General features: G+C 59.2%; 11 protein-coding genes and 1 pseudogene. 9 read left to right on the top strand and 3 right to left on the bottom strand.

The annotated features are described in order from the left end of the window. Positions 1-255: 255 nt before the first annotated feature. From RBH71_RS09415 to RBH71_RS09375, 9 genes and pseudogenes are all read left to right on the top strand, one after another. On the top strand, positions 256-2,718 hold the full coding sequence (locus tag RBH71_RS09415; RefSeq protein WP_004431815.1) for a glycogen/starch/alpha-glucan phosphorylase: 2,463 nt from the start codon (positions 256-258) through the stop codon (positions 2,716-2,718). After that, positions 2,718-4,925, top strand: a complete 2,208-nt coding sequence (gene glgB / locus RBH71_RS09410) for a 1,4-alpha-glucan branching protein GlgB (RefSeq protein WP_019566535.1) — start codon at positions 2,718-2,720, stop codon at positions 4,923-4,925. The genes RBH71_RS09415 and glgB overlap by 1 nt, the downstream gene beginning before the upstream one ends. 22 nt (positions 4,926-4,947) lie before the next feature. Next, on the top strand, positions 4,948-6,210 hold the full coding sequence (gene glgC, locus RBH71_RS09405) for a glucose-1-phosphate adenylyltransferase (protein WP_004431809.1): 1,263 nt from the start codon (positions 4,948-4,950) through the stop codon (positions 6,208-6,210). Between the two features lie 5 nt (positions 6,211-6,215). Then, positions 6,216-7,658, top strand: coding sequence for a glycogen synthase GlgA (gene glgA / locus RBH71_RS09400; RefSeq protein WP_111801368.1), 1,443 nt, complete (start codon positions 6,216-6,218; stop codon positions 7,656-7,658). A gap of 4 nt (positions 7,659-7,662) precedes the next feature. Further along, a complete protein-coding gene (locus RBH71_RS09395; protein ID WP_111801369.1) occupies positions 7,663-9,291 on the top strand; it encodes an alpha-D-glucose phosphate-specific phosphoglucomutase in 1,629 nt (542 codons plus the stop codon). Positions 9,292-9,424: 133 nt separating this feature from the next. Beyond that, positions 9,425-11,379: pseudogene (glgX, locus tag RBH71_RS09390) on the top strand (glycogen debranching protein GlgX). A 54-nt stretch (positions 11,380-11,433) separates the two neighbouring features. Continuing rightward, positions 11,434-11,922 carry a MaoC family dehydratase gene (locus RBH71_RS09385; protein ID WP_004431798.1) on the top strand — a complete coding sequence of 163 codons (489 nt, stop codon included), beginning with the start codon at positions 11,434-11,436 and terminating at the stop codon, positions 11,920-11,922. Between the two features lie 30 nt (positions 11,923-11,952). After that, the gene (locus tag RBH71_RS09380; RefSeq protein ID WP_323687262.1) at positions 11,953-12,681 is read left to right on the top strand and encodes a transporter substrate-binding domain-containing protein; all 729 of its coding nucleotides are present in this window, start codon (positions 11,953-11,955) and stop codon (positions 12,679-12,681) included. 28 nt (positions 12,682-12,709) lie between these two features. Further along, positions 12,710-13,750, top strand: a complete 1,041-nt coding sequence (locus RBH71_RS09375) for a DUF2332 domain-containing protein (protein WP_004431794.1) — start codon at positions 12,710-12,712, stop codon at positions 13,748-13,750. Here RBH71_RS09375 and RBH71_RS09370 read toward each other — a convergent pair. From RBH71_RS09370 to RBH71_RS09360, 3 genes are read right to left on the bottom strand one after another with little or no spacing between them, the layout of a single operon-like run. Further along, positions 13,747-14,301 carry a sarcosine oxidase subunit gamma gene (locus RBH71_RS09370; RefSeq protein WP_004431791.1) on the bottom strand — a complete coding sequence of 185 codons (555 nt, stop codon included), beginning with the start codon at positions 14,299-14,301 and terminating at the stop codon, positions 13,747-13,749. The genes RBH71_RS09375 and RBH71_RS09370 overlap by 4 nt on opposite strands. Next, positions 14,294-17,254, bottom strand: coding sequence for a sarcosine oxidase subunit alpha (locus tag RBH71_RS09365; RefSeq protein ID WP_323687261.1), 2,961 nt, complete (start codon positions 17,252-17,254; stop codon positions 14,294-14,296). Before RBH71_RS09365 ends, RBH71_RS09370 begins: the two co-directional genes overlap by 8 nt. Further along, positions 17,251-17,565, bottom strand: coding sequence for a sarcosine oxidase subunit delta (locus tag RBH71_RS09360; RefSeq protein WP_004431787.1), 315 nt, complete (start codon positions 17,563-17,565; stop codon positions 17,251-17,253). The genes RBH71_RS09365 and RBH71_RS09360 overlap by 4 nt, the downstream gene beginning before the upstream one ends. Between the last annotated feature and the right edge of the window lie 5 nt (positions 17,566-17,570).

The raw sequence follows: 17,570 nt of genomic DNA, 5'->3' as shown, positions 1-17,570 counted from the left end.
TTTCTTGAACGATGCCCTGCATCGCAACGACCATGCAAACCCGTTCATGAATGACGGACAATGGGCAGGCAATGCCTTTGGCGATCCTCAGGACGCTGAAGAAAAAGTGTTATTTTTCATTACCCTAAGCTGTTCAAATTTCCACAAAAAATGCTGTTGCCACGCCTCCATATCGATGCATAAACTGGCATCAGTAAAGGCAAACCGGATCGACCTCATCAGACCCTCTCCTCCCACCAAGGTGCTGACCGACCAATGATCAATAATCTAAACGCCGCCGATCTTCCCCGTCCCGCCCCGCGCAGTTCCAACCCGGAAATCATGGCAGCGGAAATCATCGAGCGCCTCACCTACCGTATCGGCAAGGACGTAAAAGTTGCCAAGCCGCATGACTGGCTGACCGCGACCATTCTCGTCGTTCGTGACCGCATCATCGACAAGTGGATGGCCTCCACCCGCAAGGCCTATGCCAACAATTCCAAGCGCGTTTATTACCTGTCGCTCGAGTTTCTGATCGGTCGCCTGATGCGCGATGCGATCTCCAATATCGGGCTGATGCACGAAATCAGGGACGCGCTTTCTTCGCTCGGCGTCGATCTCGATGTCATTGCCGGACTGGAACCGGATGCGGCACTTGGCAACGGCGGTCTTGGCCGTCTCGCTGCCTGTTTCATGGAATCGATGGCAACCGTCGATATTCCCGCCTATGGCTACGGCATCCGTTATGTGCACGGCCTTTTCCGCCAGCAGATGGCGGACGGATGGCAGGTGGAATTGCCGGAGACGTGGCTGGCGCACGGCAATCCCTGGGAATTCGAACGTCGCGAAAGCTCGTATGAAATCGGCTTTGGCGGATCGGTGGAAACCATCGGTGGATATGAGGAGCCGCAGCGCTTCGTCTGGAAACCTGCCGAACGCGTCATTGCAATGGCTTACGACACGCCTGTCGTCGGCTGGCGAGGCACCCGCGTCAACACCTTGCGCCTATGGTCGGCGCAGCCTATCGATCCAATTCTGCTTGCCGCCTTCAATGCCGGCGACCACATCGGCGCGCTGCGGGAAAGCAACAAGGCCGAAAGCCTGACGCGCGTTCTCTACCCCGCCGATGCGACCCCAGCCGGCCAGGAATTGCGTCTGCGGCAGGAGTTTTTCTTCTCCTCTGCCTCCCTGCAGGACATTCTGCGCCGTCACCTGCAGCAATATCCGGATTTCACCTCGCTGCCCGACAAGGTTTCGATCCAGCTCAACGACACGCATCCGGCCATTTCCATCTGCGAAATGATGCGCCTGCTATGCGATGTCCACGGCCTTGAATTCGACGAAGCCTGGAAGATCACGCAGGGCACCTTCTCCTACACCAACCACACGCTTTTGCCGGAAGCGCTGGAAAGCTGGCCCGTACCGCTGCTCGAGCGGCTTTTGCCGAGGCACATGCAGATCGTCTATGCGATCAATGCCAATACGCTGGTCTACGCACGCAAGGAAAAGAAGATGCCGGATCAGCAGATCCGGTCCATCTCGCTGATCGACGAAAACGGTGAGCGGCGCGTGCGCATGGGCAATCTCGCCTTCATCGGCTCGCATTCCATCAACGGTGTCTCGGCACTTCATACCGAACTGATGAAGGAAACGGTCTTTGCCGACCTGCACAGCCTTTATCCCGAGCGCATCAACAACAAGACCAACGGCATCACCCCGCGCCGCTGGCTGATGCAGTGCAACCCCGGCCTGACCGGATTGATCCGGGAAGCGATCGGCGACGATTTCCTCGACGATGCGGAAAAGCTGACAGCGCTCGACCGCTTCGCCGACGATGCCGGTTTCCGCGAAAAATTTGCCGAAGTGAAGCGTCTGAACAAGGTGCGGCTTGCCAATACGGTGGCGCAACGCATGGGCATCCGTGTCGATCCCTCGGCCATGTTCGATATCCAGATCAAGCGCATCCATGAATACAAGCGCCAGCTTCTGAACCTTATCGAAACGGTGGCGCTTTACGACCAGATCCGTTCTCACCCGGAACTGGATTGGGTACCGCGCGTTAAGTTCTTCGCAGGCAAGGCAGCGCCGAGTTATCACAACGCGAAGCTGATCATAAAACTTGCCAACGATATTGCCCGGGTCATCAACAACGATCCGGCCGTGCGCGGGCTTCTGAAAGTGGTGTTTATTCCGAACTACAACGTCTCGCTTGCGGAAATCATGGTTCCGGCCGCCGATCTGTCCGAACAGATCTCGACGGCTGGCATGGAAGCCTCGGGCACCGGCAACATGAAGTTTGCGCTGAACGGCGCGCTCACCATCGGCACGCTTGATGGTGCGAACGTCGAAATGCTCGAACATGTCGGCGAGGACAACATCGTCATCTTCGGCATGACGGCGGAAGAGGTGTCGAAAGCGCGCGCCGAGGGCCACAACCCCCGCGCGATTATTGAACAGTCGGTGGAACTGTCGCAGGCGCTGTCATCCATCGCCTCTGGCGTATTCTCACCCGACGACCGCTCCCGCTTTGCCGGGCTGATCGACGGCATTTACAACAGCGACTGGTTCATGGTCGCGGCCGACTTCGACGCCTACGCCGAAGCGCAGCGCAAGGTGGATGCGATCTGGAGCGATCCGGAAAGCTGGTATGCGAAAACAGTCCGTAACACGGCGCGTATGGGCTGGTTCTCGTCCGACAGGACGATCCGGCAATACGCCGCCGATATCTGGAGAGCCTGATGAAAAAACCGCTCAATTCGGCCGAAGAGAAAAAGACTGGCGAAATCACGAAGGCTGAAATCGAGGCGATCAAGAGCGGTTTGCATTCCAACCCCTTTGCACTTCTCGGCGTTCACGAAACGCCGGGAGGTTTTTCTGCACGGTGTTTCATTCCGGGGGCTGAAGAAGTATCTGTCCTCACACTGGACGGATCTTTCGTCGGCGAACTGAAGCAGCTCGATCCGGAGGGTTTCTTCGAAGGCCCGGTCGATCTCACCTCGCGTCAGCCGGTGCGTTATCGCGCCTGTCGCGACGATGCGGAATGGGCGGTGACCGACCCCTACAGCTTTGGTCCGGTTCTTGGACCGATGGACGATTATTTCGTCCGCGAGGGATCGCATCTGCGACTGTTCGACAAGATGGGCGCTCATCCGCTCAAGCTTGAAGGCGTCGAAGGTTTCCACTTCGCCGTCTGGGCTCCCAATGCGCGGCGCGTCTCCGTCGTCGGCGATTTCAACAATTGGGATGGTCGACGGCATGTGATGCGCTTCCGCAAGGATACCGGCATCTGGGAAATTTTCGCACCTGACGTCTATGCCGGCTGCGCCTATAAATTCGAGATTCTCGGCGCAAACGGCGAGCTTCTACCGCTGAAGGCCGACCCCTATGCACGGCGTGGTGAACTGCGGCCGAAGAACGCCTCCGTCACCGCACCAGAACTGGCGCAGAAATGGGAAGATCAGGCCCACCGGGAACATTGGGCGCAAGTGGACCAGCGCCGGCAGCCGATCAGCATTTACGAGGTGCACGCCGGTTCCTGGCGGCGTCGCGAGGACGGCACCTTCCTAAGCTGGGACGAAATGGCCACCCAGCTCATTCCCTATTGCACGGATATGGGCTTCACCCATATCGAGTTTCTGCCGATCACCGAACATCCCTACGATCCGTCCTGGGGTTACCAGACGACCGGGCTTTATGCCCCGACCGCCCGTTTCGGCGATCCGGAAGGTTTCGCCCGCTTCGTCAACGGCGCCCACAAGGTCGGCATCGGCGTGATCCTCGACTGGGTTCCTGCGCATTTTCCAACCGACGAGCACGGCCTGGGCCTGTTTGACGGGACAGCGCTTTACGAACATGCCGACCCGCGCCAGGGTTTTCACCCCGACTGGAACACGGCCATCTACAATTTCGGGCGCATCGAGGTATTGTCCTACCTCGTCAACAACGCGCTTTATTGGGCCGAAAAATTCCATCTCGATGGATTGCGCGTCGATGCCGTCGCCTCGATGCTCTATCTCGATTATTCCCGCAAGGAAGGCGAGTGGATCCCCAACGAATATGGCGGGCGCGAGAACCTGGAATCCGTCCGCTTCCTGCAGAAGATGAACTCGCTCGTCTACGGCACCCATCCGGGCGTCATGACCATTGCTGAAGAATCCACCTCCTGGCCGAAAGTGTCGCAGCCGGTTCACGAGGGCGGCCTCGGTTTCGGCTTCAAATGGAATATGGGTTTCATGCACGACACGCTGAGCTATTTCTCGCGTGAGCCGGTGCACCGCAAGTTCCACCATCAGGAACTGACATTCGGCCTTCTTTATGCCTTCACCGAAAATTTCGTGCTGCCGCTTTCCCATGACGAAGTAGTGCACGGCAAGGGATCGTTGATCGCCAAGATGTCCGGCGACGACTGGCAGAAATTTGCCAATCTCCGGTCCTATTACGGCTTCATGTGGGGCTATCCCGGCAAGAAGCTGCTGTTCATGGGGCAGGAGTTCGCCCAGTGGAGCGAATGGAGCGAAAAGGGATCGCTCGACTGGAACCTTCGCCAATATCCGATGCATGAGGGTATGCGCCGCCTCGTGCGCGATCTCAACCTCACCTACCGTTCGAAAGCCGCTCTGCACGCCCGTGACTGCGAACCCGAAGGTTTCCAGTGGCTGGTGGTCGATGATCACGAAAACTCGGTCTTCGCCTGGCTGCGCTCGGCGCCCGGCGAAAAACCGGTTGCGGTTATCTGCAATCTGACCCCGGTCTACCGGGAAAACTATTATGTGCCGCTTCCTGTTGCGGGGCGGTGGCGGGAGATTCTCAACACCGATGCCGAAATTTATGGCGGCAGCGGCAAGGGAAATGGCGGACGCGTTCAGGCGGTCAATGCCGGTGGGGAAATCGGGGCGATGCTCGTCCTGCCGCCCTTGGCAACGATCATGCTCGAACCGGAAAACTGACAGACAGAACGGGAGGACAACCATGTCGGAAAAAAGAGTTCAGCCCCTGGCGCGTGATGCAATGGCCTATGTTCTCGCGGGCGGTAGAGGAAGCCGTTTGAAGGAATTGACAGACCGCCGGGCAAAACCAGCGGTTTATTTTGGCGGTAAGGCCCGCATTATCGATTTTGCACTTTCGAACGCGCTGAATTCCGGCATTCGCCGCATCGGCGTCGCCACGCAATACAAGGCTCACTCCCTCATCCGCCACCTGCAACGCGGCTGGGACTTCTTCCGTCCAGAGCGTAACGAAAGCTTTGACATTCTGCCGGCCTCGCAGCGCGTGTCCGAAACGCAATGGTACGAAGGCACCGCCGACGCCGTTTACCAGAACATCGACATCATCGAGCCCTATGCGCCTGAATATATGGTCATTCTGGCCGGCGACCATATTTACAAGATGGACTACGAATACATGCTGCAACAGCATGTCGATTCCGGCGCGGATGTAACGATCGGTTGCCTTGAAGTGCCACGCAAGGAAGCGTCGGGCTTCGGCGTGATGCATGTGAACGAAAAAGACGAGATCATCGACTTCATCGAAAAGCCGGCCGATCCGCCCGGCATTCCCGGCAATGAGAATTTCGCGCTTGCCTCGATGGGGATCTACGTCTTCCATACGAAATTCCTGATGGAAGCGCTGCGTCGCGATGCCGCCGACCCCACCTCCAGCCGCGACTTCGGCAAGGACATCATTCCCTACATTGTCCAGCACGGCAAAGCCGTCGCCCACCGTTTTGCGGACTCCTGCGTGCGTTCGGATTTCGAGCACGGACCATACTGGCGCGATGTCGGAACCATCGATGCCTATTGGCAGGCCAATATCGACCTGACGGATGTGGTGCCTGACCTCGATATCTATGACAAGTCCTGGCCGATCTGGACCTATGCAGAAATCACTCCGCCGGCGAAATTCGTGCATGACGATGAGGACCGCCGCGGTTCTGCCGTGTCGTCGGTTGTGTCAGGCGATTGCATCATTTCCGGCGCCGCCCTCAACCGTAGCCTTCTGTTCACAGGCGTGCGCGCCAATTCATACTCCCGCCTTGAGAATGCCGTAGTACTGCCGAGTGTAAAGATCGGGCGCCACGCCCAGCTCAGCAACGTCGTCATCGACCATGGAGTGGTCATTCCGGAAGGACTGATTGTAGGAGAAGACCCCGAACTGGATGCCAAACGTTTCCGCCGCACGGAAAACGGCATTTGCCTTATCACCCAATCGATGATCGACAAGCTGGACCTGTAGAGCCCATGAATGTCCTTTCGGTTTCATCCGAAATTTATCCCCTGATCAAGACCGGAGGGCTCGCCGACGTTACCGGCGCCCTCCCCATCGCGCTCGAAGCCTATGGCGTGAGAACGCGCACATTGATACCCGGATATCCGGCGGTGAAAGCCGCCGTGACGGACCCCGTCAAATGTTTTGAGTTCACCGATCTTCTTGGCGAAAAGGCCGATCTGCTCGAAGTCCAACATGAGGGGCTAGACCTTCTGATCCTTGACGCGCCCGCCTATTACGAGCGTTCCGGCGGCCCCTATCTCGGCCAGACCGGCAAGGATTATCCTGATAACTGGAAGCGCTTTGCGGCGCTCTCGCTGGCAGCTGCACGAATCGGCGCCGGTGTGCTTCCCGGCTGGCGGCCGGATATGGTGCACGCCCATGACTGGCAGGCAGCGATGACCCCGGTCTATATGCGTTATGCCGAAACGCCAGAGATCCCGAGCCTTCTCACCATCCACAACATTGCTTTTCAGGGTCAGTTCGGGGCCAATATCTTCAGCAAGCTCGAATTGCCCGCCCACGCCTTCGGCATGGAAGGCATCGAATATTATAACGATGTCAGCTTCCTCAAGGGCGGCTTGCAGACGGCAACCGCGCTCAGCACGGTCAGCCCATCCTATGCGGAAGAAATCCTGACCGCGGAATTCGGAATGGGGCTGCAAGGGGTGATCGGCAGCCGCGCCCATGTGCTGCACGGTATCGTCAACGGCATTGACGCCGATGTCTGGAACCCGGCCACCGACCATCTGATCCACGACAACTATTCCGTCACCAATCTCAAGAACCGCGCGCTGAACAAGAAGGCCGTCGCAGAACATTTCCGCATCGACCAGGATGACAGCCCGCTTTTCTGCGTCATCTCCCGGCTGACCTGGCAGAAGGGCATCGATCTCATGGCGGAAGCCGTGGACGAGATCGTTTCGCTCGGCGGCCGTCTGGTCGTGCTGGGCGCCGGCGATGTGGCGCTGGAAGGCGCGCTTCTGGCTGCGGCATCCCGCCACCATGGCCGCGTCGGTGTCGCCATCGGTTATAATGAGCCGCTGTCGCATCTGATGCAGGCGGGTTGCGATGCGATCATCATCCCCTCGCGCTTCGAGCCCTGCGGCCTTACCCAGCTTTACGCGCTGCGTTATGGCTGCGTTCCCGTGGTTGCCCGAACCGGCGGCCTTGCCGATACGGTGATCGACGCCAACCATGCCGCCATCGCCAATAAATCGGCGACCGGTGTACAATTCTCACCCGTCACGGTCGACGGTCTGAAACAGGCGATCCGCCGCACCGTGCGTTATTATCACGACCCGAAACTTTGGACACAAATGCAGAAACTCGGCATGAAATCCGATGTTTCCTGGGAAAAAAGCGCTGCGCTCTATGCCGCGCTTTACAGCCAGCTTATTTCGAGAGGCCATTGAAACAATGATCAAGACCGTTCAGACGACACCCTTTCAGGATCAGAAGCCGGGCACATCCGGCCTGCGCAAGAAGGTGCCCGTCTTCGCCCAGGAAAATTATGCCGAAAACTTCATCCAGTCGATCTTCGACTCGCTTGAGGGCTTTCAGGGCCAGACGCTGGTGATCGGCGGCGATGGCCGTTATTACAACCGCGAAGTCATCCAGAAGGCGATCAAGATGGCGGCCGCCGCCGGTTTCGGCAAGGTGCTGGTCGGTCAGGGCGGCATTCTCTCCACTCCCGCCGCCTCCAATATCATCCGCAAATACAAAGCCTTCGGCGGCATCGTGCTTTCCGCCAGCCATAATCCTGGTGGCCCGACCGAAGATTTCGGCATCAAATACAATATCGGCAATGGCGGCCCAGCGCCGGAAAAGATCACCGACGCGATCTATGCCCGCTCGAAGGTCATCGAAAGCTACAAGATTTCCGACGCTGCAGACGTCGATCTCGACAAGGTGGGCAGCTTCAAGGTGGATGAACTGACGGTCGACGTCATCGATCCGGTCGCCGATTATGCCGCTTTGATGGAAGAACTGTTCGATTTTGCCGCCATCCGCGCCCTGATTGCCGGCGGCTTCAAAGTTGTCGTCGATTCCATGAGTGCCGTCACCGGCCCCTATGCCGTGGAAATCATCGAAAAGCGTCTCGGCGCGCCGAAGGGCTCGGTCCGCAACGCAACGCCGCTGCCCGATTTCGGCGGCCACCACCCCGACCCGAACCTGGTGCACGCCAAGGAGCTTTACGACGATGTCATGAGCCCGGAAGGTCCCGATTTCGGCGCGGCGTCGGATGGCGACGGCGACCGCAACATGGTGGTCGGCAAGGGCATGTTTGTCACCCCGTCCGACAGCCTGGCGATCATCGCCGCCAATGCGCGGCTCGCGCCCGGTTATGCCGCCGGCATTTCCGGCATCGCCCGTTCCATGCCGACAAGTGCCGCAGCCGACCGCGTCGCCGAAAAGCTTGGGCTTGGCATGTACGAGACGCCAACCGGCTGGAAATTTTTCGGCAATCTCATGGATGCCGGCAAGGTTACAATCTGCGGTGAGGAGAGCTTCGGCACCGGCTCCAACCACGTGCGCGAAAAGGATGGCCTGTGGGCCGTGCTCTACTGGCTGAACATTGTCGCCGCCCGCAAGGAAAGCGTGAAGGACATCGTTACCAAGCACTGGGCCGAATATGGGCGCAACTATTATTCCCGCCACGATTATGAGGAAGTGGATTCGGACGCCGCAAACACGCTGGTGGCCATCCTGCGCGAAAAACTCGCAACACTTCCCGGCACCAGCTACGGCAATCTTAAGGTCGCAGCTGCTGATGATTTCGCCTATCTCGACCCGGTGGACCAGTCCGTCAGCAAGAACCAGGGTATCCGCATCCTGTTCGAAGGTGGTTCGCGCATCGTGCTGCGCCTTTCCGGCACGGGCACTGCGGGCGCAACGCTCAGACTTTACGTCGAGCGCTATGAGCCGGATGCGGCCCGTCACGGCATCGAAACGCAGGCGGCGCTTGCCGACCTTATTTCCGTTGCCGATACGATCGCCGGCATCAAGGCCCATACCGGCCGCAACGAACCGACCGTCATCACGTAAGGTTTTGCATTGCACGCACCGTTTCCGGCAACGGGCATAGCGAAAAACTTGGCAGGCGGCCATGAGGCCGCCTGAGGTTACTGACTAACCTCCCCGCCAGACTCGATATCATCATCTTCCGGAGAGAGAGACCATGCAGAAACCAGCCGTTTTCCCCAAAGGCGTAACCCAGACGGAAAACGGAACGGAATTTGCGGTCTATTCCCGGCACGCCTCACAAATCGACCTTTGCCTTTTTGATGCGACGGGCGAAAAAGAGACGGTGCGTTTGCCAATGAGGCGCGATGAGAATGACATTCACCGGCTGACAGTTGCCGAGGCCGGCCCCGGTGCGCGATATGGCTACCGCGCCGACGGTATTTACGCTCCCGAACATGGCTTGTGGTTCGACCCCGCAAAACTGCTGCTCGACCCCTATGCCACGGAGATAGACCGGCCGTTCCGGCATGATGCCGCGCTTTTAGCCTATGGCGAAGACACGGGCGCGATCGTGCCGAAGGCGATCCTGTCGCAATATGAGCAGGTCAGGCGCCAGCCGCCACGCTTTGCCGAAGGCGGGCTGATTTACGAACTCGCGGTTAAATCCTTCACCAAATTGCATCCTGCCGTGCCGGAAGAGCTGAGAGGCACGGTGGCAGCGTTGGCTCATCCTGCCATTATCGCGCATTTGAAAAAAATCGGTGTCGATGCGGTGGAGCTGATGCCGATCACCGCCTGGATCGACGAGCGCCACCTGCCGCCGCTTGGCCTTTCCAATGCATGGGGATACAACCCCGTTGGCTTCATGGCGCTCGATCCGCGCCTCTGCCCCGGCGGAGTGCGGGAGCTGCGCGACACGGTTGCAGCCCTGCACGCGCAAGGCATTGGCGTCATTCTCGATCTGGTCTTCAACCATACGGGTGAAAGCGACAGCGAAGGCTCCATCCTGTCTTTGCGCGGACTGGACAATCTCACCGCTTTCCGTCACCCGGAAGGAAAGCCGGGCGTGCTGGTCAATGACACCGGCACCGGCAACACGGTGGCCTGCGATCATCCCTATGTGCGCCAGCTCATTATCGATCCCTCAGGCATTTCGTTCTCAATGCCGGTATCGATGGCTTCCGTTTCGATCTCGCGCCCATATTGGGACGAACGGCTAGTGGCTTCGACATGGCCAGCGAAACGCTTGCCGCCATGCACTCTGACCCGGTACTATACGACCGCGTGCTGATCGCCGAACCATGGGATATCGGCCCCGGCGGCTATCAGCTCGGCAATTTTCCGGAGAGCTTTCTGGAATGGAACGACCGCGCCCGCGACGACATGCGCCGGTTCTGGCGCGGCGATGCGGGAACGACCGGGGCGCTGGCCAATGCGCTTTCCGGCTCTTCGCCGATCTTTTCCCGCCATGGACGTGCAAAAAGCCGCAGCGTCAATTTCCTTGCCGCCCATGACGGTTTCACCCTGTTCGATCTCGTCAGCCACGAACACAAGCACAATGAGAAAAACGGCGAGAACAATCGCGACGGGCATAATGAAAATCATTCCTGGAACAATGGTTTAGAGGGATTGACGGACGATCCTGCCGTCGTGGCCGCCCGCCACGCGGATGTGAAAGCGCTGCTTTCCACGCTCTTCGTCAGTCGCGGCACATTGATGCTGACCGCCGGCGATGAGGGTGGCCGCAGCCAGCATGGCAATAACAATGCCTATTGCCAGGACAACGAGATAACGTGGGTCGACTGGTCGTCGCTCTCCCAGGAGCTGACTGACCACACGGCATTTCTTGCAGCACTTCGCAAACGCTTCGGCGTGTTTTCGCAAACCGAGTTTTTCTCCGGCAACGGCGATGTGACATGGCTTGCCCCCGGCGGAGAACCGATGACGGTCGCGGAATGGGAAAGGCCGGACATGCCGGCTTTCGCCATGGTGCTTGCCACGCCGGACCACGAGACCGAAAACGACGCGGAGCTTGCCGTGCTCATCAACCGCAGCCATGAGATCGTGCCCTTCACCCTGCCGGGCGACGACTGGCAAGCGATCGGCACGGATTTCGGCAATCCGGCCTTCCTGCCTGCCCGCTCGGTAGTGTTTTATCTGCGCGGTTGATCGCTTGGCCCCGGCACCTTTATAAGTTCCGAAAGGCAATCGAGAAGAGGTAACATGGCAAAGGAAATAGCGCTGGCGGAAATGAAAAATTTCGTCGGCACGGAGCTGGGCGTTTCCGACTGGATCACCGTCGACCAGACAATGATCGACGCCTTCGCAAAAGCGACGCTGGACGAACAGTTCATCCACACCGACCCGGAACGCGCCAAGGCGGAAAGCCCCTTTGGCGGCACTATCGCGCATGGGTTCCTGACGCTCTCGCTGCTTTCGGCTCTGAATTACGATGCCCTGCCCCGCATTCGCGAAACGACCATGGGCATCAACTACGGCTTTGACGCCGTCCGCTTCGTCACGCCGGTCAAAAGCGGAGCACGGGTGCGTGGCCGTTTCACTTTGGCCGAGGCGCGGTTTCGCGGCGCCGCCATGCTGGTAACGACCTATGATGTGACGGTGGAGATAGAAAACGAGAAAAAACCGGCGCTCACTGCCCGCTGGACAACCATCACCCAGTTCAACCCCGAGGACAGGCCGCAAGACGCCTGATGGCGAAGTAAATCCCAATTTGAGATCGGAGTGTCTGTGAGATTCGCATATTTGATAGAACCTCCGTTCAACTACAGGAACGAATGCGGCGATGTGACCGGGTGCGATGTGGAGTTGGCGCGAGTCATTCTAGCCATGATCGGTATTCATGACATTGAATTCATCGAAACCGAATTCTCGCAATTGTTGCCTGGGCTGAACGAAAACCTTTGGGATATGACTACTGGCCTCTTCGATACCGCTGAACGCAGAAAGATCGTGACGTTCAGCCATCCCATCTGGGCGTTGCCTGATGGACTGTTGGTGAGGAAGGGCAACCTCAGAGATCTGGACGGATACGCATCGGCAGCAAAAAATCCGGAATGTACGCTGGTCGCGATCCGTGATCAGATCCAACATCGCGCAATTATGGAAGCGGGCGTGCCCGATGACCGCATTCTCATTTGCGAGACCTACGACGAGGCCGCTCAGGCCGTATTGGATGGGCGTGCCGACGCCTATGCCAGCGTGGCCATGGCCCATCTCGGTTTTATGCAGCAAAATCCAGAGCTCGATTTGGAAGTTGTCTCCGTTTTACCGAAAGAGAGACCAGCAGCCTCAGGCGCATTTGCTTTCCGCCAATCCGACCGGGAACTCCAGAGCGCGGTCGATGCGGCGCTCCTTTGTTATATCGGATCAGACGAGCACGGTGTGATGATGCGCAATTTTGGTTTTGATGATCAAGCCCTCGTCAACGGCGAGGCCAGTCTGGCAAAGTAACGCCAAACTGCGCAAAGGAGACGGCCCAATGCATGATGAAGCCGTAAGAGACGCGTTTCTCGCACAGGCAAGAGCCTGCGACAGCCTCGGTTCGCCCTTTACCGCACGGCTTTGCCGCGCGGTGGCGGCGCGGCTGGATCGCCAGACTGACGTTGGCGAGATGATCTTGTCCTGGCCTGGCGATGTCGGCCCGTCCGGCGATTCCGTCCCACTGCGGCTTGCCGGTGCCCTGCATGCGCTTGTCATCGAGGACAAGATCGCTCCTCTTGTCGATATAGCACCCGAAGACGAGAATGCGCTCTGGCAGGCTTGCGCAAGTGCCTTGCGCTTCCATTCGGGCTTCATCCTCGAAAGACTGAAATCGCCGCCGCAGACCAACGAAGTCCGCCGTTCCGCTGTGCTGCTGCCGGGTTTTCTTTCCATTGCGGAGCTTTTGGGCAAGCCGCTGGTCCTTTCAGAGGTCGGCGCCAGCGCCGGCCTGAACCTGCAATTTGACCGCTACCAGTATCGTCTTGGCGATCTTGCCTGGGGCAGGCAATCCGAAGTGTCCATGTCGCCGGAATGGCGCGGAGACACCCCGCCCGACAAGCGGATAGAGGTCATCGAGCGCGCCGGCTGCGATCTTAACCCACTCGATCCGTCGTCTGCCGAGGACCGGTTGCGGCTGATGTCATATGTCTGGGCCGATCAGACCGACAGGCTGGAGCGCACGGCGGCCGCCCTGCGTATTGCGGTGGAGAACGGCTTGCACGTTGAAAAGGCTGACGCAATTGACTGGCTGCAACGCCGCCTTGCCGCGCAACATTCGGGCGCTGCCCATGTGGTCTACCATTCCGTCGCCTGGCAATATCTGCCCGATGCGCTGAAAGAGGCAGGCGAAACGCTGATCGCCGAGGCTGGAAGCCGTGCCACCCCTGAGGCTCCGCTTGCCCGCCTGCAGATGGAGGCAGATACGACGCCGGGAAGCGCCGCAATCACCCTGCAAATCTGGCCGACCGGTAAGAAACAAGAAATCGGCCGCGCCGATTTCCATGGGCGATGGGTGGAATGGCAGGGGTGGAAAAGCTAGACCGCCACATCCTGCGCCGCTTCCTGCAACAGGCCGCCTACATATTCGGCGAAGGAGCGCCAGCACTCTACCCGGAACGTATCGTCAGCCACGCGCAGCAGCACCACTTCCGCCTTGCCGAAAACCGTTCGCGAGCAGGCGCCGATCGGGAACTGTGCGATAGACAGATCCTGCGGGCAACCGGCGTTCAGGGCTACCTCCGCGCCGGGGCCGGAAACGATGACAGCCGTGTTGCGGTGGGAAACGTCGGTCGCCGAAAACAGGCCGGGAACGGTGGCGAGCGCCGCCATCAGGTCGCTTTCGCCCTGATCGATCACCAGCCATTCGTCCGGACCAAGCCAGAGAGCGGAGCGCAAACCCGATGTGACAGAGCTTTTCGGGCTGTTGGGCAATAACAGGCCGAGTGCATCCGAGAGGGCCGGCAGTGCGCTTTCCCTTGCGCGCAGCGACAGCCGCGACGCCGAGGCGGCGGGCTTCAGCGAGACGAAGGGCGAACCACCGTGGAAATCCTCGAGTACGGATTTGCGTTTTGCGTGAAGTGTGTCAGCCATTGAGACGGGCTCCTTCCTTGTCGAGGAAGACCATGTCGGTCACTTCGACGGCAATTGTTTTATCGGCAAGCGGGATGTAGAGCGTTTCGCCTATGCGCGCCCTGCCATCCGCCACCAGCGCAAAGGCGATGGAGTGGCCGAGATTTTCCGACCAGTAGGCGGAAGTGACATGGCCGAGCATGGTCATGGGTTTCGGCTGGTTTGGATCAGCAACGATCTGGCCACCCTCTTCGGGAACAGTCAGCCGGTCCTTCGTCTTGAGGCCCACAAGCTGCTTTCGACCGGAGCGCATGAGATCCGGGCGTTTCAGACCGCGAATACCGACGAAATCCGTCTTCTTCTTGGAAACGGCCCAGGCAAGCCCGGCATCGTCAGGCGTCACGGTGCCGTCGGTATCCTGTCCGACGATGATGTAACCCTTTTCGGCACGCAGGATGTGCATGGTCTCGGTGCCATAAAGGCATCCGCCCACCGCTTCGGCCCGTTCACGGATCGCGGTCCAGACGGCAGCGCCGTAATCGGCCGGAACGTTGATTTCGAAACCAAGCTCACCCGTGAATGATACACGGAAGAGACGCGTGGGCACACCGCAGAAGGTGCCTTCCGCGACCGCCATATGCGGGAAGGCTTCGGGCGAAATATCGATACCCTCGACGAAAGGCGCGATCACCTCGCGCGCTTTCGGTCCCTGCACCGCAATCACCGCCCATTGTTCGGTCGCCGATGTCAGCCAGACATTCAGCTCGGGGAATTCGGTCTGGAGATAATCCTCCATGTGCTGGAGAACGCGCGGTGCGCCGCCCGTCGTCGTCGTCACATGGAAACGGTCCTCGGAAAGACGACCGACAACACCGTCATCGTAAACGAAACCGTCCTCGCGCGTCATGATGCCATAGCGGCAACGGCCGGGTTTCAGTGTGTCCCAGGCATTTGTGTAGATGAGGTTCAGGAACTTAGCCGCATCGGGGCCGACCACCTCGATCTTGCCGAGCGTGGAGGCATCGAACACGCCGACGCTTGTCCGCACCGTCTTGCATTCGCGGTTGAGCGCCTCGTGCATATCCTCACCGCCGCGCGGGAAGAACCATGCGCGCTTCCAGTTGCCGACATCCTCGAAAAGGGCGCCTGCCGCAGCCTCTTCGTCATGCATCGGCGTCTTTCGGGTCGGGTCGAACAGCGCACCGCGCGAATGGTTGATGAGCGTGCCGAAGGTGACCGGCGTATAGGGTTGGCGGAAAGTGGTGAGACCGACCTTCGGCAGATCCCGCCCAAGCGCTTCCGAGGCAATGGCAAGGCCATGCATGTTGGACATCTTGCCCTGATCGGACGCCATGCCATTGGTGGTGAAGCGCTTGATATGCTCGACCGAATGCATGCCTTCACGCACGGCCAGGCGAATATCCTTGGCGCAGACATCGTGCTGGAAATCGATGAAGGCCTTGACGCCGGTGCCTTCGCCTGCCCCTTCCGCAGCGCCGATCATGCCGCCGGTCCAGGCGCGCGCATTCTCACCGGAGAATTCCGCTGCACCGCCACCTGCGGCAGCAGCCTCGGCGATCAATGCGGCGAGATCGTCCGTGCCGTTGCAGGCGCCGACTGACACACAATTCTGCACATGGATGTCAGGCAGGAACCGCTGGTTTGCCGCGTCAAACTTCAGCTTGCCGCGCGATTGCGAGAAGAGATGCACCGAAGGCGTCCAGCCCGCCGAAACGACGAGCGCGTCGATGGCGATCTTGCGCTTGTTAGAGCCGCCATTGCGGCCAACGCTCATGGAAGAAACGCGCAGCCGCCCTGACGTATCGTAAACACTGTGACCCGCCAGTACCTCGATGCCCAGCGCCCGCGCCTCGTCCAGCAGCTGCCGATCGGGGTTCTCGCGGCAATCCACGATAGCGGCGATCTTCACACCCGCTTTCTTGAGATCGAATGCCGTCTCATAGGCAGAATCATGGGCTGTGTAGACACCGACATTATTGCCGACGGTCACGCCGTAATGGTTGAGATAGATGCGCGCAGCAGAAGCCAGCATGATGCCGGGACGATCATTATTGGCAAAGACCATGTGCCGCTCGATCGCGCCTGCCGCCAGAACGACCTTCTTGGAGCGGACCTGCCACAGTCTTTCACGTGGCTGGTGTTTGGCCGGCGTGGCGAGGTGATCGGTCACACGCTCGGCCAGCGCCACGAAATTGTGGTTGTAATAACCGAACGCTGTCGTGCGGGTCAGAACACGCACATTGGGCAGCGATTTCAGTTCAGTCAAAACTTTTTGCGCCCAGTCATATCCGGACAGGCCGTCGATGACCGCACCGGTATCAAAACGCAGCGCGCCGCCAACTTCGGCATTCTCATCAACCAGAATGACGCTGGCGCCAGTTTTTGCAGCGGTGAGCGCCGCTGTCAGCCCGGCCACACCGCCACCGGCCACCAGCACGTCGCAATGGGCATAGCGGCCGGAATAATGATCCGCATCCGGCTCGGTCGGCGCCTTGCCGAGACCGGCTGCGCGACGGATGATCGGTTCATAAATCTTGTGCCACGCGGCCTTCGGCCACATGAACGTCTTATAGTAGAAACCAGCCGCAAACATCGGCGACAGGAAATCGTTGATCGCACTGATATCGAAGGACAGCGACGGAAAGCGGTTCTGCGAGGCGATGATGGCGCCGTCGAATACATCCTGCACCGTGGCGCGCACATTCGGCTGCTTGCGCAGGCTGTCACGCGACACGTCGATCAGCGCATTCGGCTCCTCCGGGCCGGCGGAAAGGAAACCGCGCGGCCGGTGATATTTGAACGAACGGCCAATCAGATGCACGCCATTCGCCAGAAGTGCGGATGCAACGGTGTCGCCTTCCAGCGCCTGATAGATCTTGCCGTCGAAGGTGAAGCGTGCCGTTCTGGCAGGTGTCAGGCGACCGGCGCCCTTGATACGATAATCGCCGCTCATTGCGCAGCTCCCTTTTGGGCGGAAAGAACCGCGTCGGCATCCGGTTTCGGCTCGCCTGCCTTGTAGGTCATCAGGAATTTGTCGCTGACGGAATCGCGCGCGGCGTTGAAAAAGCGGCCGCAACCGTGAATGTGGCGCCAGCGCTCGAAAACGAGACCTTTGTCATTGTCGCGAATGAAGAAATATTCGGCAAAGGCCTCGTCCGAAATATCGGCAATGTTTTCCGGCCGGGCGATATGGGCTTCGCCCGCCCAGCGAAATTCGAGTTCGGAACGGTCTTCCCGGCAATAAGGGCAATGGATCAGAAGCATCGTGG

The organism is Rhizobium sp. AN68, from assembly GCF_030758035.1.
GTDB lineage: Bacteria > Pseudomonadota > Alphaproteobacteria > Rhizobiales > Rhizobiaceae > Agrobacterium > Agrobacterium tumefaciens.
This window is presented reverse-complemented; position numbering and strand designations above follow the sequence as displayed.